Here is a 17,196-nt window from a genome sequence, read left to right as displayed (position 1 = left end):
ACCCCCCTACGCCCCGCCCCCCCCCCCCCCCCCCACCCCAGCCCCCCCCCCCCCCCCCCCCCCCCCCCACCCCCCCGCCCCCCCCCCCCCCCCCCCCCCGCCCCGCCCCGCCCCCCCCCCCCCCCCCCCCCCCCCCCCCCCGGCCTCAGGCCTTGCGCGCGCGGGTCGCCCTCTTGGCCGCGGGCTTCTTCGCCTCGGCCTTCTTGACGGCGGCCTTCTTCGGCGCGGCGCCCGTGGCCTTCGCCGCGGTGCTCCGGTCCGTCTTGGCCGTCTCCGTCTTCCTGGCGGGGGCGGACTTCGCGGCGACCGCCTTCTTCGCCGCCGTCCCCCGGACCGGCTTGCGGGCCGAGGGCACCGCCGCCTCGCCGACCCGGTCCGCGTCCAGGATGCCCTGGAGGAACTTCCCGGTGTGGCTGGCGGGAACACCGGCCACGTACTCCGGGGTGCCCTCGGCGATGACGAGACCGCCGCCGTTGCCGCCCTCGGGGCCCATGTCGATGACCCAGTCGGCGGTCTTGACGACATCGAGGTTGTGCTCGATGACGATCACCGTGTTGCCCTTGTCGACCAGGCCGGAGAGCACCTTGATGAGCTTGGAGATGTCCTCGAAGTGCAGGCCGGTGGTCGGCTCGTCCAGCACGTAGACCGTGCGGCCGGTCGAGCGCTTCTGGAGCTCGCTGGCCAGCTTCACGCGCTGTGCCTCACCGCCGGAGAGCGTCGGCGCGGACTGCCCGAGCCTGACGTATCCGAGGCCGACCTCGTTGAGCGTGCGCAGGTGGCGCGCGATGGTCGGCACGGCCTCGAAGAACTCCAGGCCCTCCTCGATGGGCATGTCCAGCACCTCGGCGATGGACTTGCCCTTGTAGTGGACCTCCAGGGTCTCCCGGTTGTAGCGCGCCCCGTGGCAGACCTCGCACGGGACGTACACGTCCGGCAGGAAGTTCATCTCGATCTTGATGGTGCCGTCGCCGGAGCAGTTCTCGCAGCGGCCGCCCTTGACGTTGAAGGAGAACCGGCCCGGCAGGTAGCCGCGGACCTTGGCCTCCATCGTCTCCGCGAACAGCCTGCGGACGTGGTCGAAGACGCCGGTGTACGTGGCCGGGTTGGACCGGGGCGTCCGGCCGATGGGCGACTGGTCGACGTGCACGACCTTGTCGACGAGGTCGTCCCCGTCGACCCGGGTGTGCCGGCCGGGGACCGACTTGGCGCCGTTCAGCTCGCGCGCCAGGTGGGTGTAGAGGATGTCGTTGACCAGGGTCGACTTGCCGGAGCCGGAGACACCGGTCACGGCGGTCAGCACGCCGAGCGGGAAGGCGACGTCGATGTCCTGGAGGTTGTTCTCCCGGGCACCGTGCACCGTGAGCAGGCGCGAGGGGTCGACGGGACGCCGGATGTCGGGCATCGCGATCGACCTCTTGCCGGTCAGGTACTGACCGGTGATCGACTTGTCGTTGGCCAGCAGCTCCTTGAGCGATCCGGAGTGGACCACCTTGCCGCCGTGCTCACCGGCGCCGGGGCCGATGTCGACGACCCAGTCGGCGACCTTGATGGTGTCCTCGTCGTGCTCGACGACGATGAGGGTGTTGCCCATGTCGCGGAGCCGGACCAGGGTCTCGATCAGGCGGTGGTTGTCGCGCTGGTGCAGGCCGATGGACGGCTCGTCCAGGACGTAGAGCACGCCGACCAGGCCGGAGCCGATCTGGGTGGCGAGCCGGATGCGCTGGGCCTCGCCGCCGGACAGGGTGCCGGCCGCGCGGTTCAGCGAGAGGTAGTCCAGGCCCACGTCGACCAGGAACTTCAGCCGCTCGTTGACCTCCTTGAGCACCCGCTCCGCGATCTTCTTGTCACGGGCGTTCAGCTTCATCCGGCCGAGGAACTCGGCGCACTCGCTGATCGACATCGCGGCGACCTCGGCGATGGACTTCTCCATCACCGTCACCGCCAGGACGATCGGCTTGAGGCGGGTGCCCTCGCAGGTGGGGCAGGGCACCTCGCGCATGTAGCCCTCGAAGCGCTCCCTGCTGGAGTCGCTCTCCGCCTCGGAGTGCCGCCTCTTCACGAACTGCACGGCGCCCTCGAAGGAGGGGGTGGTGTAGGCGCGCTCGCGCCCGTAGCGGTTGCGGTAGCGGACCTCGGTCTGGATCTTGTGGCCGTGCAGCAGGGCCTTCTTGGCCCGCTGCGGCAGCCCGTCCCAGGGAATGTCCGTACGGAAGCCGAGGGCGTCCGCGAGCGCGTTGATCTGGCGCCCGAAGTACTCCTTGGTGTGGCCGTGCGACCAGGGGTGGATGGCGCCCTCGTCGAGGGACTTCTCCCCGTCCGGGACGATCAGCTCCGGGTCGACCTCCATCCGCGTACCGATGCCCGTGCAGTCCGGGCAGGCGCCGAAGGGCGAGTTGAAGGAGAAGGAACGCGGCTCCAGCTCCTCGAAGGAGAGGTCGTCGTACGGGCAGTAGAGGTGCTCGGAGTACATCCGCTCACGCTCGGCGTCGTCCTCGGGGAGGTCGACGAAGTCGAGCACGACCATGCCGCCGGACAGGCCGAGGGCCGTCTCCACCGAGTCGGTCAGCCGGCGCTTGGCGCTGTCCTTGACGGTGAGGCGGTCGATGACCACCTCGATCGTGTGCTTCTCCTGCTTCTTGAGCGCGGGCGGCTCGGAGAGCTGGATCGTCTCGCCGTCGACCCTGGCCCTGCTGTAGCCCTTGGTCTGCAGGTCCGCGAAGAGGTCGACGAACTCGCCCTTGCGCTCACGCACCAGCGGCGAGAGCACCTGGAAGCGGCTGCCCTCGGGCAGCCCGAGCACCTTGTCCACGATGGCCTGCGGCGACTGGCGCGAGATCGGCCGGTGGCACTCGGGGCAGTGCGGCTTGCCGATCCTGGCGAAGAGCAGCCGGAGGTAGTCGTAGACCTCCGTGATGGTGCCGACCGTCGAGCGCGGGTTGCGCGAGGTCGACTTCTGGTCGATGGAGACGGCGGGCGACAGGCCCTCAATGAAGTCGACGTCCGGCTTGTCCATCTGACCGAGGAACTGCCGGGCGTACGAGGAGAGCGACTCCACGTAACGGCGCTGCCCCTCGGCGAAGATCGTGTCGAACGCGAGCGACGACTTGCCCGACCCGGAGAGCCCGGTGAAGACGATGAGGGAGTCGCGGGGAAGGTCGAGCGAGACGTTCTTGAGGTTGTGCTCGCGAGCGCCACGGACGATGAGACGGTCGGCCACGCCGGTCCGCACCTTTCTAGAGAGAAGCGGGGGAACTGAGCCCCTGCCCCAGGGTATGGGGGGTGCCACAGCGATGTACGGAGCTTTCGACTCCGAGCGTATAGCACGCGCATTCGATTTACGGACGGCTGATGACTCCTTCACCCGAATGAGTGGCGGGGCTACTCTCGGCCCCATGATTGATCACGCGCACGACCTGGACGCACTTCGTGAAGCGACCGCCCGGCTGCTCAGTGCCACGGAGAAACTGGACGACTCCGAGCTCGCCCGGCCGTCGCGGCTGCCCGGCTGGAGCCGGGGTCATGTCCTCGCGCACCTTTCACGTAACGCCGACGCGCTGGTAAATGTTCTCCAGGGTCGGCCGATGTACGCAGACAGCGAAACCCGCGACCGCGACATCGAGCGCGACGCGCACCGCACGCCGGCCGGACAGCTGGCCGATCTGACGGAGAGCGCGGCCCGCTTCGTGGCGGCGGCCGCCGCCCCGGCCGACTGGTCACGCACCGTCGCGATGCGCAACGGTGTGACGGACTCGGCCTCCCGGATCCCCTTCCGCCGCCGTATCGAGGTCGAGCTGCACCACGTCGACCTGGGCGTCGGCTACGAGCTGGAGGATCTCCCGGACGACTTCACCGCCCGGGAGATCGACTTCCTCGCCGAGCGGTTCGCCGGGCACCCGGACATCGTGTCCACGGCCGTGGCCGACGACACGGGCCGGATCTGGACGACGGGGGGCGGCAGGGAAGGCGGCCCGGTCGCGGTCCGCGGGACGGCGCCCGAGCTGCTCGGCTGGCTCTGCGGGCGCCGCGACGGGTCGGCGCTGACCGTCGATGGCGCCCAGCCCCTGCCCGTACTGCCCCCGCTATAGGCTGAGACGCATGACGTACAGCGGAGTGGTCAAGGTCGGCGGGCGGGCGGACGTGCACGAGCTGACGGATCTGATGATCTCCAAGGCCGCCGTCGGCCCGATGAACAACAACGCCTATCTGCTGCGCTGCCGGGCCACCGGCGAGCAGCTCCTGATCGACGCGGCGAACGACGCCGCGACCCTGCTCCGGCTGATCGGTGACGACTCGATCACCTCGGTCGTCACCACCCACCGCCACGGCGACCACTGGCAGGCGCTGGGCGAGGTCGTGGCGGCCACCGGCGCGCGTACGTACGCCGGGCGCCATGACGCCGAGGGGATCCCGGTCACCACCGATGTGCTCGTCGATGACGACGCCACGATCCGGGTCGGGCGGGTCGCCCTGACCGCCCGGCATCTGACCGGGCACACGCCGGGCTCGATCGCGCTCCTCTACGACGACCCGCACGGTGCCCCGCACCTGTTCACCGGGGACTGCCTCTTCCCGGGCGGGGTCGGCAACACGTTCGGGGACGCCGAAGCGTTCGTGAGCCTGCTGGACGATGTGGAGACCAAGCTCTTCGCCCCGCTGCCGGACGAGACCTGGGTCTACCCGGGGCACGGCAACGACACCACGCTGGGCGACGAGCGGCCCCGGCTGCCCGAGTGGCGCGCCCGCGGCTGGTAACAACGACACACATGACATGAAGGGCCCCGGTGAGATCCGCTTCACGGAGCGGGAGTCACCGGGGCCCTTTCATGCGCGTCGCCGTGCGTGGCCCCGCTTCACCGGGGCCACGCGGCCGGTTCAGGCGTCGATTCCGGCGCCCTTGTCCGCACCGTCCTCGGCCTTCGCGGCCTCGTCGGACTCCGCGGCGGCCTGCTTCCTGTTGGCGAGGAGGCTGGTGATCGTGGTGATCACCAGCACGCCGCAGATGACGCCGAGCGAGACCGGGATCGAGATCTCGGGCACGTGCACCCCGGACTCGTGCAGGGCGTGCAGCACCAGCTTGACGCCGATGAAGCCGAGGATCACCGAGAGCCCGTAGCTGAGGTGGACCAGCTTCTTCAGCAGACCGCCGATCAGGAAGTACAGCTGCCGCAGGCCCATCAGGGCGAAGGCGTTGGCCGTGAAGACGATGTACGGGTCCTGGGTCAGCCCGAAGATCGCCGGGATCGAGTCCAGCGCGAACAGCACATCGGTGGTTCCGATGGCGAGCATGACGACCATCAGGGGCGTCAGGACGCGCTTGCCGTTGTTGCGGATGAAGAGCTTGGTGCCGTGGTACCTGTCGGCGACACCGAAGCGGCGCTCGATCGTCTTCAGGAGGCGGTTCTCCTCGAACTCCTCTTCCTCCTCGTCGGCCCGCGCCTCCTGGATGAGCTTCCAGGCGGTGAAGATCAGGAACGCGCCGAAGATGTAGAAGACCCACGAGAAGTTGGCGATGACCGCGGCGCCGGCGGCGATGAAGATCGCCCGAAGCACCAGCGCTATCAGGACACCGAAGAGCAGCACCCGCTGCTGGAGGTGTGAGGGCACCGAGAACTTCGCCATGATCAGCACGAAGACGAAGAGGTTGTCGACACTCAGCGACTTCTCGGTGATGAAGCCGGCGAAGAACTCGCCCGAGGCCTGGCTCTCACCCGAGACGAGCAGGCCGAGCCCGAAGAGGGCGGCCAGGGCGATCCAGACGATCGTCCAGATTCCGGCTTCCTTGGTCGACACGTCATGGGGCTTGCGCCCGATGAAGAAGTCGACGGCGATGAGGGCGCTGAGACCAAGGATGGTCAGCGCCCAGAGGGTCCATGAAACGTCCACTGCGCCTCCGGCAGTTCGCTACGGCTACTGATCAGCGTCGTCGCTGCCGGAGGTCTCTTCCACCTGGGCGCACGGGCTGCGCGCCTGGCCGGCGCCCCGGGACCGGTCACAGTCCGTACTGACGGGAACGCCGCGATCGGGAGTACTCCCCTCCGCCCAAAGAACAGTACAGGAATTACCAAGGAAAGGTAAAGAGGAAGCTAAAGAAGAACCAAAGCCCCAGTTCAGAGGGGTAGTGGGCGATCGGGGACGGAGCGGGTCAGCGGGGCTCGCCGCGACGGGCGGCCGCCACCTGAGCGAGCACGAGATCAAGGACGCGGCTGCCCTCGGGCGTGGTCAGCGGCTCGTACGTCCAGGCATGGCCGACCCAGGGGTCGGCCAGATGGTCGTCGGCAACCGGGGTGATCCGGAGCAGCGACCGCCACAGCGGATCGAGTACCGGCCCGAACGCGGAGGCGTCCTCCCGGTCGGCGACCATCAGCAGATGGACGCCGACGGACGGCCCCTCGTCGGCGAGGTAGCGCAGCTGGTTGACGGCCCGGTCGTCGAAGCCGTGCGGGAAGTCGTTGACGATCAGCAACTGCTCGGCCGGGTCCAGATCGGGCGGCAGCGAATCCGCGGCGCCGGCCCGGATCGCCATCTGCACCAGGTCGACCCGCCGGGTCAGCTGGGCGAGCACCGAGGACACTCCCCCGGCGCCGGAGGCGGGCGGGCCCGCGAGCACCCCGGAGCGGACCAGCGGATCCAGCGCGGCCGAGGCGGAACCGGCCGGGTCGATGACGTGGACCGAGAACTCGCCCGCGGGGTAGACGGCGAGCAGCCGGGCAGCGTGCAGTACGGCGCTCTCCATGGCCAGGCGGCGCAGCTGGTCCCCGTCCGTCAGGGCGGCGGCCTCGGAGGCCGTGCGCCCGCTGTCGATCCAGATGCCGCGCTCCAGCGGCAGCCGCACGAGCAGCGGGATGCGCAGTTCGCCGCTCTCGGGCAGGTGCAGGTCACCGATCCGCAGGGCCATGGGGATCTCCATCGGAACCCGGTAGGCGTGCCAGACGGGGTTGTCCCAGCCCGCGTACGGGGCGGGGAGCGCGGGTTCCACCACGGCGGACTCGGCGGCCAGCTGGGCGAGGTCGCGGTCCAGTGCCTCGCGGGCCCGGCCGGTCAGCTCGTCGCGCTTGGCGCGGGCCTGTTCACGGGCCAGGTCGCCCGAACCGCCGATCCGGCTGCGCGGGTCGGACAGGGTCCGCTCCAGCTCCTGGTCCATCCGGGACTCCGCGAAGTCGACCGCGCTGCGGTAGGCGGCGGTGGCCCTGGCCAGGTCCTCGAACATCCCCCAGATCTGGTTGTAGAGGCGTTCGTCCATGGACCAGCCGGTCGCGTCCCCGGCAACGGGCCCGGCCTGCTCTCCGGGCCCGGCGGGCGGCGCGGCGGGAGGGGGCGGCGGGGGCGCGGAGGGCCGGCGGCGCGGGTGCGCGTAGTCGATGGGCCCGGACGGGACGGCGGCCGGTGCCGGCTGCTCGGGCTGCCGGGCGGCCGGGGGCCCGACGAGGGGCTGCCCGCCGCCCGGGACGGCCGCGGGTCCCGCCGCGTGCCGGACCCGGTCGCCCTCCGGGGTGCGGGGCGGGGGCGGTGACACGGAACGGGCCAGGCCTCGGGCGACGGCCTCCTGGATCGAACCGGCCAGCTCGGCCGCCCGGTCCACGCCCTGGTCGGCGAGCATCGCGGCGAGACCGCCCGCGTAGCCCTGCCCGACGGCGCGGACCTTCCAGGCGCCCTGCCTGCGGTAGAGCTCCAGGGCGGCGACGGCCGACTCGGTGTCCAGGCCGGTCAGGGTGAAGGTGGCGATCTCGGTGCCTTCGAGTCCGGTGACGGCGACGAAGGGCGCGGCCACGGCTCCGAACCGGGTCGGACCGCCCGCCTCCAGCGGCAGGGCGAGCAGCACGGTGACCCGGTGCACCCCGTCGGGCAGGGCGTCGAGGTCCACGGCGAGCCGGTGCTCGGCGGCGGCCTGCCTGGAGACCTCCAGACCCGGCAGGTGCGGGGAGCCGGGGTGGGCGATCCGCTCGACGCCGTGCACGGTGCCGTGCTCGTCCCCGAGGGTGGCCCCGGCGACGACCGGCGCGCCTGCCGAAATCCGGATCTCCAGACGGGTCTGGGGCAAGGCGTGGTTCTGCCCCCGGACCAGCTCGGCCGTCATTGCCCTGTCCCCTCGACGAGTTGCTGCCGCGCGGCGCGGTGCCGCGGTGGTGATGAAGGTGGTGGTGATGCGGTGAAGCTCCCGGCGGCCGATGCCTCCGGGAGCTGCGCGTACCGATACGGACCCGCTGGTCCGGCTCCGCCTACAGGTGCGGCAGGATCGCCGGCATGAGGTCCTGGAAGGTGCGGCCGTTGGCCGGGTTGCCGATGGCGGTCATCTGCCATCCGCTGCCCGCGCGGTGCACCTTCGCCATGATCTGCGCGGTGTACTGCCCGCCACCGTCCAGGGTGTAGCGGGCGAGCTCCTGGCCGTTGGTCTCGTCGACGATGCGGCAGAAGGCGTTCTGCACCTCCTGGAACGTCTGGCCGGTGAAGGAGTTCACCGTGAAGACGATCTGGTCGATGTGGACCGGCACCCGCTGGAGGTCGACCAGGATCGCCTCGTCGTCGCCGCCCGAGCCGGCGCCGCCGACCAGGTTGTCCCCGGTGTGCTTGACCGAGCCGTCGTCGCTGACGAGGTGCCGGAAGAAGACGACGTCGACCGGCTGCTTGTCGGCGAACAGGACCGCCGAGGCGTCCAGGTCGATCTCGCGGGTGCGCGAACCGAACAGACCGCGGCGCGGCGCCGCCTGCCAGCCGAGCCCCATCCGTACCGCGGTCAGGGTCCCCCCGTCGCTCTTCTGCAGGCTGATGGCCTGGCCCTTGGTCATATTGACCGTCACGCGCTGTCCCCTCTCCGCTTCCCCGCAAACCGTCCTTGCGCGGTTTCCAGCACCCTACGCATTCACGCCACCCGCGCATCGGGTCCGGGCCGTTTTGTGTCGGTCCTGCAACACACCCCGCACCGCGGGGTCAGGCCAGGCCCGCCTCCCGCATCTGGCGCAACTCCTTCTTCAACTCCCCTACCTCGTCGCGCAGTCGGGCGGCCACCTCGAACTGCAGGTCCGCGGCGGCGGCGCGCATCCGGTCGGTCATCTCCTCGATGATCCCGGCGAGCTCGGTGGCCGGCCGGTCGGTGACCGCCGCCCCCTCGCCCTTGGTCTTCGCGGAACCGGCCTTGATGCCCAGCGTGGGCACGGGCGCCTTGGTGCCCTTCGTCTGGCGGTAGCCGGTGCCGAGCAGCTGCTCGGTGTCGACCTCCTCGCGGGCGATCGTCGCGACGATGTCGTTGATCTTCTTGCGCAGCGGCTGCGGGTCGAGGCCGCGCTCGGTGTTGTAGGCGATCTGCTTCTCGCGGCGCCGGTTGGTCTCCTCGATGGCCTGCGCCATCGCCGGGGTGATCTTGTCCGCGTACATATGGACCTGACCGGACACGTTACGGGCGGCTCGGCCGATGGTCTGGATCAGTGAGGTGCCCGAACGCAGGAAGCCCTGCTTGTCGGCGTCGAGGATCGCCACGAGCGACACCTCGGGCAGGTCGAGGCCCTCGCGCAGGAGGTTGATGCCGACCAGGACGTCGTACTCGCCCGAGCGCAGTTCGCGCAGCAGCTCGATGCGGCGCAGGGTGTCGACGTCGCTGTGCAGGTAGCGCACCTGGATGCCGAGCTCCAGGAAGTAGTCGGTGAGGTCCTCCGACATCTTCTTGGTGAGGGTGGTGACCAGGACCCGCTCGTCCTTCTCGGTGCGCTTGCGGATCTCGTGCACCAGGTCGTCGATCTGGCCCTCGGTGGGCTTGACGACGATCTCCGGGTCGACGAGGCCGGTGGGGCGGATGATCTGCTCCACGAAGCCGTCGCCGCGGGAGAGCTCGTACTTGCCGGGGGTGGCGGAGAGGTAGACCGTCTGGTTGATCCGTCCGAGGAACTCCTCCCACTTCAGCGGGCGGTTGTCCAGGGCGGACGGCAGCCGGAAGCCGTGGTCGACGAGGGTCCGCTTCCGGGAGGCGTCTCCCTCGTACATCGCGCCGATCTGCGGCACGGTGACGTGCGACTCGTCGAGCACGAGGAGGAAGTCCTCGGGGAAGTAGTCCAGGAGGGTGTTGGGCGCGGTGCCGGGGGTGCGGTCGTCGAAGTGCATCGAGTAGTTCTCGACGCCCGAGCAGGTGCCGATCTGGCGGAGCATCTCGATGTCGTACGTGGTGCGCATCCGCAGCCGCTGGGCCTCCAGCATCTTGCCCTGCTTCTCCAGCTCGGCCAGCCGCTGCTCCAGCTCCTTCTCGATGCCGCCGACGGCCTTCTCCAGGCGCTCCGGTCCCGCCACGTAGTGGCTGGCGGGGAAGACGTGGAGGGACTGGTCCTCGCTGATGACCTCGCCGGTGAGCGGGTGGAGGGTGGAGAGCGCCTCGATCTCGTCACCGAACATCTCGATGCGGACGGCGAGCTCCTCGTAGACCGGGAAGATCTCGATGGTGTCGCCCCGCACCCGGAAGGTGCCCCGGGCGAAGGCCAGGTCGTTGCGGCTGTACTGGATCTCGACGAAGCGGCGCAGCAGCTGGTCGCGGTCGATCTCGTCGCCCACCTTGAGCTGGACCATCCGGTCCACGTACTCCTGCGGTGTGCCCAGGCCGTAGATGCAGGAGACGGAGGCGACGACGATGACGTCACGCCGGGTGAGCAGGGAGTTCGTCGCGGAGTGGCGCAGCCGTTCGACCTCCTCGTTGATCGAGGAGTCCTTCTCGATGTAGGTGTCCGACTGCGGGACGTACGCCTCGGGCTGGTAGTAGTCGTAGTACGAGACGAAGTACTCGACGGCGTTGTTGGGCAGGAGCTCGCGGAACTCGTTGGCCAGCTGGGCGGCGAGGGTCTTGTTCGGCGCCATCACCAGGGTGGGGCGCTGCAGCTTCTCGATCATCCAGGCGGTGGTCGCCGACTTTCCGGTGCCGGTCGCGCCGAGGAGCACGACGTCCTTCTCACCTGCCCGGACGCGCTTCTCCAGCTCGGCGATGGCCGTCGGCTGGTCGCCGCTGGGCTGGTAGGGACTGACGACCTCGAAAGGCGCCACCGAACGTTCGATCTTCGAAACGGGCCGCATGCAACCACCGTACGGCCCCCCACTGACAACGGGCCGGGTCAGCGGTCGTGGTACTCCACGGGGTCGCGCCGCTGCGAATGGAAGGACGCCGGGTCGGCGTGGGTGCCGAACCGGGGTATCTGGCGCTGGGCGGGGACGCCGAGGGCCCGTCCGGCCGCGGCGTCCTCCCAGTCCGGGGTGCCCATGACCACCAGCGGGTCGAACATCACGACGACCCCGGCGATCAGCAGGAAGCAGGCCGGGCCGATCAGCATGGGCACGAGCAGGCCGGTCGGGGTGTCACCGGCGGTGGTGCCGGTGACGGTGGCGGGGTGCAGGTGGACCCGGAGCGCGGCCATGCCGGTGTAGTGCATCCCGCTGACCGCGACGCCCATCACGACGGCCGCACCGAGGCTGGGCAGGAAGCCGTGGATCGAGACGGCGGCCCAGAGCGCGGCGGTCGAGGCCGACACGGCGATGACCACGGAGAGTGTCACGGTGATCGTGTCGTACTCGAACTGCCCATCAAGTCGCATCCCGGCCATGCCGAGGTAATGCATGGTGGCCACGCCGAGTCCGGTGATCGTGCCGCCCGTCACCAGCGCCATCGGGGTGGCGCCCCGGTACCCGACAAGGAAGATCCCGACACCGACCACGACGATCGCGACGGCGAGGCTGGCGAACGTGACCGGCTTGTCGTAGCCGATCGGCACCTCCTCGACGGAGAAGCCCATCATCGCGATGAAGTGCATCGTCCAGATTCCGGAGCCTATGGAAGTCGCGCCGAGAGCCAGCCAGCCTGCCTTGAAGGAACGTTCCGTGCGCAGTGACCGGGTGGTGCAGCGCAGACCGAGTGCCGCGCCGAGGCAGGCCATGACAAACGCGGCGACGGGGGTCACCGCCCCGTAGCTGAAGCCGTCGATTGTGCCCTGCATACACACGTCCTTCGCAGAAGCCCGGGTGCGGACGACCCTAAGGCGCGAGGCCCGGCAAACAAACAGAAGAGCTGCATTTTATCGACAGGGGCACGGGTCCATGACGCGGTCCCCGGGGTCCGTTCACAGTCCCCCGGGTCCGTTCACATGGTGGCCACCCGCCGCCTCTCCCCCGTTCGGCGGCGGCTGCGACTCTCGGGCCGTCCGCACACTCCGACGCTCCGCATCCCTGACGCAAGGAGTCCACGTGTACGCAGGCACCGCTACCGCTACCGCCTCCGTCGCTGCCGCCGCACTGCTGGCCGCCGGCACGTTCCTGATGTCGAACACCGGCGCACCCGTCTCGGACACCACCACCGCTGCCGCCGGGCACCCCGGCCCGGTGACCCGCGCCGCCGCCCCGGTCCGTACCCCGCTCGTCATCGCCCACCGGGGCGCGTCTGCCTACGCCCCCGAGAACACCCTCGTGTCCGTCGACAAGGCCCACGCGCTCGGCTTCGAGTGGGTGGAGAACGACGTCCAGCTGACCAAGGACGGCGTTCTCGTCGTCATCCACGACACCGATCTGAAGCGCACCACCGACGCCGAGACGGTCTTCCCCGGTCGCGCACCGTGGGCGGTCAAGGACTTCACGGCCGCCGAGATCGCCCGGCTGGACGCGGGCAGCTGGTTCGGCGCGCGGTACGCCGGAACCCGGGTGCCCACGCTCCGGCAGTACCTGGAACGTATCGAGCACAACGACCAGAGCCTGCTCATGGAGATCAAGAGCCCCGAGACCTACCCGGGGATCGAGCGGGCGACCCTTCAGGTGCTGGCCGAGGAGGGCTGGCTGGACGGCGGCCACGTCCGCGACCGCCTCGTGATCCAGAGCTTCGGCGCGGACAGTGTGCGCAGGGTGCACGAGCAGCGTCCCGACGTCATCACCGGCCTGCTGGGCACCCCGGCCGTCGCCGAGCTGCCCGCGTACGCCCGGTTCACCGACCGGATCAACCCGGACCACACCTCGGTCTCGGCCCAGTACGTCGCGGCGGTGCACGCGCTGAAGGGGCCGCACCACAAGAGGCTGCAGGTCGACACCTGGACGGTCAACGACGCGGCGGACGCGCTCCGGGTGACCGGCTACGGCGTGGACGGCATCATCACCAACGCCCCGGACGTGGTCCGTGCGGCCACCGGGACGCGCGAGGCCATCGGGGCACCTCAGGCAGCCGGGGTGCGTGCGACCGGCGGCTGATCGTTGCGGGGCCGTTGTCGCGGCCGGCCACCGAGCGTTGTCAGTGGCCGGCCGTACCGTGGGTGCCATGAACAACAACGGGGTTGTCGAGTGGGCCGTCGTGGAGAGCGACATCGGCCCGCTGCTGCTGGCCGCGACCGACGCCGGGCTGGTGAGCGTGGTCTTCCACGCACGTCCGGCGGTACGGGACAGGGCGCTGGCCCAGTTGCGGAGCCGGCTCGGCGCCGAATTGGCCGAAGCACCGGACTCCGCGCGGCTGGCCGAGCCGATACGCCAGTTCGCGGCATACTTCGCCGGCACCCTGCGTGATTTCTCGCTCGCTCTCGACTGGTCACTGACCAGCGGTTTCAACCGTCAGGTGCTCCGTGAGCTGGCGACGGGCGTGCCCTACGGCGCCGTCGCCGGCTACGGGGAGCTCGCCGACCGGGTCGGGCAGCCCGGGGCGGCCCAGGCGGTCGGGGCGGCCATGGGGTCCAATCCGCTGCCGGTCGTGGTGCCCTGCCACCGGGTGGTGGAGCGCGACGGCGGGATCGGCGGCTTCGGCGGCGGGCTGGAGACGAAGCGGCAGCTGCTCGCGCTGGAGGGCGTGCTGCCGCAGCCGCTGTTCTGAGCCACCTCGGCGGACGGTACCCCGATCGCCCTCGATCTCATTTTCGTACGCACGTTCGGACTGACACACTGCGTCGGTGACCAACACCCTCGACGCATCCGACGCCCCCGGCGGGTCCGCTCCCACCGGGCGGGTCACCTCGGCCGACCTGCCGGGGCTCCGGCGCAGAACGACCGCCGTCCTGATCGCCGGTCAGATACTCGGCGGCCTCGGCGTGCCCGTCGGCATCGCCTTGGCCCCCGTGCTGGCGACGCAGGTCAGCGGCTCCGAGGCGCTGTCGGGCCTCGCGCCCACCGCGTCGGTGACCGGCACGGCCCTGCTGTCGCTGCCGCTGGCCGCGCTGATGACCTCGCGCGGCCGCCGCCCGGGGCTCGTGCTGGCGTATCTGATCGGGGCGCTGGGAGCCGGCCTCGTGGTGCTCGCCACCCTGGTGGAGAACTTCCCACTGCTGCTCCTCGGCATGGCCGCCTTCGGCGCGGGCTCCTCCGCCAATCTGCAGGCGCGGTTCGCCGCGGCGGATCTGGCCGAGCCCGAGCGGCGCGGCCGGGCGATCTCGACGGTCATCTGGGCCACCACCATCGGCTCGGTCGCGGGGCCCAACATCGCGGCCCCGGCGGGCCGGGTCTTCCGCGGCACCGCCGTGTCCGAGACGGCCGGGCCCTTCGTCTGGGCGGCCGGCATCTTCCTCCTCGCCGCCCTCGTGATCGCGGTGCTGCTGCGGCCCGACCCGCTGCTCACGGCACGCGCGCTGGACCCGCAGGAGGGCAGGTCGACCGCCAACCGTTCGCTGCGTGCGGGCATCGCCGCCGTGCGGGCTTCGCCGATGGCCCGGCTCGCGCTGGTGACCATGACCGTCTCGCACACCGCGATGGTCTCGATCATGGTGATGACCCCGGTCGACCTGGGCCACCACGGCGCGGACCTCCAGCTGGTCGGCCTGGTGATCAGCGGCCACATCGCGGGGATGTACGCGTTCTCGCCGGTGATGGGCTGGCTGTCGGACCGCTTCGGACGGATCGCTGTCATCGGCCTGGCGGTCGGGCTGCTCTCCCTGGCCGCACTCCTTGCGGGCACCGCGGGCGCAGCCCACGGCCGGACCGCGGCCGGGCTGTTCGTGCTCGGGCTCGGCTGGTCCGCAGGGCTGGTCGCCGGCTCCGCGCTGCTCACCGACTCCGTACCGCAGCCCGCCCGCGCCGCCGTACAGGGCCTGTCGGACCTGACCATGAATGCCTCGGCGGGCATCGGCGGCGCGGTCGCCGGGGTGATCGTCTCCCGGGCGAGCTACGGCTGGCTGAACCTCACCGGCGCCTGCCTGCTGCTGCCGATGGCCGCGCTGGCCCTGCGCCGGTCCCTCACCCGCCCCGCCTCGGCCTGAGGGACCCCAAGGCCTTCAGGGCTTCAGGACGCCACGGGCCTTCAGAGGCTGATGTGGTACGCCTTGCGCAGCGTCTCGTGCACGGTCCACGTCGTACGGTCGCCCTCGCGCAGCACGCAGGCGTCGCCCGGTCCGAGCTCCAGCGTCCCGCCGCCCTCGACCGCCATCGTCGCGCGACCGCTGACCACCACGAACAGCTCGTTGGCCTCGGTGTCCGTGACCACGCCGGGCGTGATCTGCCAGATCCCGCGCAGCTGCTTGCCGTCGGGCGACTCCCACAGCACCTTGCCGGTGACCTGCGGATCGCCCGAAACGATCTGCGCCGGATCGAGCGGCTCCGGTTCGAGTTCGGCATCCGGGATGTGCACGACGAAAGAGGCGGGAACTTGATCAATTGTGGTCATGGGCGGTCACTCTAGCGACCGTCCATCCGCGTCCCGCAGGGCCCCGGGCCGAGTCCGTGAAGCATCCGGCCCGGTCCCCGCGAAGACGGTGCTACGCCCGCGCTTCCGTGGCGGCCGGGTCGGCCACGGCGAGCCAGGCATCGGCGATCAGCCGGTGCCCGAGCGGGGTCGGGTGGACGCCGTCCCGGGCCAGCTCCACCGGCTGCCGGTCCCGTACCGCACGGGCCATGACATGGTCGGCGCGGACCACCTGGGCCGCGTTGTTCGCGGCCGCGCGCAGGACTGCGTCGGTGCGGGGAGTCAGGTCGTCGAACCACCTCTCCTGGTCCGGCCCGACCGGGACGAGGAACGGGGTGATGACGACCAGCCGCGCGGGCATCATGCGCGCGGTGTCCGCGAGCAGGCCGTCGAGGCAGGACTCGAACTCGTCCACCGGGCTGGCCAGTCCGCTGTCGTAGTGCCGCCAGGTGTCGTTGATGCCGATCTTGACGGTGACCACGGTGGGCCGGTGGTCGATGACATCGGTGGTCCAGCGGGTCTCCAGGTCGTAGACGCGGTTGCCGCTGATCCCCCTGTTGATGACACGGGGTCCGGGCCCGGGTCCTTCGGCCGCACGGTCGCGCAGGATCCGCGCGATCTCGTGGACGTAACCCGCACCGAGCGAGGCGGAGTCCGCGCGGTCGCGGCCCGCGTCGGTGATGGAGTCTCCGATGAACAGGAGCGTGTCGTCGTTCTTGATGCGCATGTCTGCCGTTCTGACATCGGGGGCGCCGGAACGCCCCTCGTGGCCTGCGGGTTCAGTCGACTATGTTCGGCCCCACGCCGTCCGGCAAGGCGAATCCCCTCAGCGCCGCCGCCTCCCGCGCCAGCACCTCGGGGTCGTCGCCGGGCACGAACTCCAGGAGCGCCTCGACGCCCCGGCCCGCCAGCAGGCCGAGCGCTGCCGTCCACAGGTGCGAACGGGCCCCCAGCGGCAGCCGGTTGTTGCCGGGCCACCACGAGAAGGCGTGCACGGCACAGACCCGGTCGGCCAGCTCCGCGAGCCCCGCCAGCGCCTCCTCGTCCGGGGCGTCGAGCGGCGGCTGCCAGTAGGTGCGCACGTTCTCCGCGCCCACCTCGTCCAGCAGCCGGGCGGTCGAGGCGACGGTGTCGGTGAGCGTCCCCCCGTGGAACTCGGGCGCGAGCAGCAGTCCGTGGCCGGCGGCGATCCGCGCCGCCTCCCGCAGACAGCGCACCGTCTCCCGCCGCTCCCCGGGCGACGCGGACCGCGATCCGGCCGCTCCCGCCCACACCCGTATCCGGGGCGCCCCGAGCAGTACCGCGGCGCGGGCGACGGCGGGGAATCCCGCCAGCTCGCCCCGGGTGGCGCGGAAGTACGAGCCGTACGAGCAACAGGTCATGCCGTAGCGGTCGGTGGCCTGGCGGACCGCGCGGACGGTGTCGGGCTCCGCGGCGGGCGCGTGGACGTCGGCCCCCCACTCGATCACCTCCAGGCCCGCACCGGCGGCACGTCGGGCGACCTCGGCGGCGGGCAGCCGGCGGAACGTGACCGAGCACAGGCCCGGCCTGATTCCGCCCACCGCGTTCCGGCTGCTCTCGTCGGTCATGGCACTGCC

The 17,196-nt window shown here is 70.9% G+C and carries 14 protein-coding genes; 5 read left to right on the top strand and 9 right to left on the bottom strand.

What is annotated here, in order from left to right; translation table 11 throughout:
• Positions 1-145: 145 nt before the first annotated feature.
• On the bottom strand, positions 146-3,217 hold the full coding sequence (gene uvrA / locus ACGFU6_RS27860) for an excinuclease ABC subunit UvrA (protein ID WP_393614776.1): 3,072 nt from the start codon (positions 3,215-3,217) through the stop codon (positions 146-148).
• 175 nt (positions 3,218-3,392) lie between these two features.
• Between uvrA and ACGFU6_RS27855 the strand changes: the two genes are divergently transcribed.
• Positions 3,393-4,085 (top strand): maleylpyruvate isomerase family mycothiol-dependent enzyme, encoded by a 693-nt coding sequence (locus ACGFU6_RS27855; RefSeq protein WP_393614774.1) that lies wholly within the window; start codon positions 3,393-3,395, stop codon positions 4,083-4,085.
• Between the two features lie 10 nt (positions 4,086-4,095).
• Positions 4,096-4,752, top strand: coding sequence for an MBL fold metallo-hydrolase (locus ACGFU6_RS27850; protein WP_393614772.1), 657 nt, complete (start codon positions 4,096-4,098; stop codon positions 4,750-4,752).
• 120 nt (positions 4,753-4,872) lie between these two features.
• Here ACGFU6_RS27850 and ACGFU6_RS27845 read toward each other — a convergent pair whose 3' ends face one another.
• From ACGFU6_RS27845 to ACGFU6_RS27825, 5 genes are all read right to left on the bottom strand, one after another.
• Positions 4,873-5,883, bottom strand: a complete 1,011-nt coding sequence (locus ACGFU6_RS27845) for a TerC family protein (RefSeq protein WP_393614771.1) — start codon at positions 5,881-5,883, stop codon at positions 4,873-4,875.
• 259 nt (positions 5,884-6,142) lie between these two features.
• On the bottom strand, positions 6,143-8,074 hold the full coding sequence (locus ACGFU6_RS27840; RefSeq protein WP_393614769.1) for a TerD family protein: 1,932 nt from the start codon (positions 8,072-8,074) through the stop codon (positions 6,143-6,145).
• 142 nt (positions 8,075-8,216) lie between these two features.
• Entirely contained in the window at positions 8,217-8,795 is a 579-nt protein-coding gene (locus ACGFU6_RS27835; RefSeq protein WP_393614767.1) for a TerD family protein, read from the bottom strand.
• A gap of 130 nt (positions 8,796-8,925) precedes the next feature.
• Entirely contained in the window at positions 8,926-11,043 is a 2,118-nt protein-coding gene (gene uvrB / locus ACGFU6_RS27830) for an excinuclease ABC subunit UvrB (protein WP_393614765.1), read from the bottom strand.
• Between the two features lie 38 nt (positions 11,044-11,081).
• Positions 11,082-11,957: an MHYT domain-containing protein gene (locus tag ACGFU6_RS27825; protein WP_393614763.1), complete on the bottom strand. Its 876-nt coding sequence runs from the start codon at positions 11,955-11,957 to the stop codon at positions 11,082-11,084.
• A gap of 247 nt (positions 11,958-12,204) precedes the next feature.
• On the opposite strand from ACGFU6_RS27825, the gene ACGFU6_RS27820 reads away from it, so the two are divergent.
• The 3 genes from ACGFU6_RS27820 (at position 12,205) to ACGFU6_RS27810 (ending at position 15,176) form a co-directional block, all read left to right on the top strand.
• Entirely contained in the window at positions 12,205-13,191 is a 987-nt protein-coding gene (locus ACGFU6_RS27820) for a glycerophosphodiester phosphodiesterase (protein WP_393614761.1), read from the top strand.
• A 67-nt stretch (positions 13,192-13,258) separates the two neighbouring features.
• Positions 13,259-13,801 carry a methylated-DNA--[protein]-cysteine S-methyltransferase gene (locus ACGFU6_RS27815; RefSeq protein ID WP_393614759.1) on the top strand — a complete coding sequence of 181 codons (543 nt, stop codon included), beginning with the start codon at positions 13,259-13,261 and terminating at the stop codon, positions 13,799-13,801.
• A gap of 76 nt (positions 13,802-13,877) precedes the next feature.
• On the top strand, positions 13,878-15,176 hold the full coding sequence (locus tag ACGFU6_RS27810; protein WP_393614757.1) for an MFS transporter: 1,299 nt from the start codon (positions 13,878-13,880) through the stop codon (positions 15,174-15,176).
• Positions 15,177-15,217: 41 nt separating this feature from the next.
• Here the strand turns inward: ACGFU6_RS27810 and ACGFU6_RS27805 are convergent, their stop codons facing one another.
• From ACGFU6_RS27805 to ACGFU6_RS27795, 3 genes are all read right to left on the bottom strand, one after another.
• Complete coding sequence (locus ACGFU6_RS27805) at positions 15,218-15,580, bottom strand: cupin domain-containing protein (protein WP_393614755.1); 363 nt, start codon at positions 15,578-15,580, stop codon at positions 15,218-15,220.
• Between the two features lie 91 nt (positions 15,581-15,671).
• A complete protein-coding gene (locus ACGFU6_RS27800) occupies positions 15,672-16,325 on the bottom strand; it encodes an SGNH/GDSL hydrolase family protein (RefSeq protein WP_393614753.1) in 654 nt (217 codons plus the stop codon).
• A gap of 52 nt (positions 16,326-16,377) precedes the next feature.
• The gene (locus tag ACGFU6_RS27795) at positions 16,378-17,187 is read right to left on the bottom strand and encodes a sugar phosphate isomerase/epimerase family protein (protein ID WP_393614752.1); all 810 of its coding nucleotides are present in this window, start codon (positions 17,185-17,187) and stop codon (positions 16,378-16,380) included.
• Positions 17,188-17,196 lie beyond the last annotated feature (9 nt).

This window comes from Streptomyces sp. NPDC048462, assembly GCF_043200175.1.
Classification (GTDB): Bacteria; Actinomycetota; Actinomycetes; order Streptomycetales; family Streptomycetaceae; genus Streptomyces.
Note: the sequence above shows the minus strand (reverse complement) of the source record. Positions and strands in the feature narration are given on the sequence as shown.

Bases quoted from the DNA above. Each gene is read 5' to 3' on its own strand.
- ACGFU6_RS27855 (WP_393614774.1), top strand. From the start codon at position 3,393: ATGATTGATCACGCGCACGACCTGGACGCACTTCGTGAAGCGACCGCC.
- ACGFU6_RS27850 (WP_393614772.1), top strand. From the start codon at position 4,096: ATGACGTACAGCGGAGTGGTCAAGGTCGGCGGGCGGGCGGACGTGCAC.
- ACGFU6_RS27840 (WP_393614769.1), bottom strand. From the start codon at position 8,074: ATGACGGCCGAGCTGGTCCGGGGGCAGAACCACGCCTTGCCCCAGACC.
- uvrB (WP_393614765.1), bottom strand. From the start codon at position 11,043: ATGCGGCCCGTTTCGAAGATCGAACGTTCGGTGGCGCCTTTCGAGGTC.
- ACGFU6_RS27825 (WP_393614763.1), bottom strand. From the start codon at position 11,957: ATGCAGGGCACAATCGACGGCTTCAGCTACGGGGCGGTGACCCCCGTC.
- ACGFU6_RS27815 (WP_393614759.1), top strand. From the start codon at position 13,259: ATGAACAACAACGGGGTTGTCGAGTGGGCCGTCGTGGAGAGCGACATC.
- ACGFU6_RS27805 (WP_393614755.1), bottom strand. From the start codon at position 15,580: ATGACCACAATTGATCAAGTTCCCGCCTCTTTCGTCGTGCACATCCCG.
- ACGFU6_RS27800 (WP_393614753.1), bottom strand. From the start codon at position 16,325: ATGCGCATCAAGAACGACGACACGCTCCTGTTCATCGGAGACTCCATC.
- ACGFU6_RS27795 (WP_393614752.1), bottom strand. From the start codon at position 17,187: ATGACCGACGAGAGCAGCCGGAACGCGGTGGGCGGAATCAGGCCGGGC.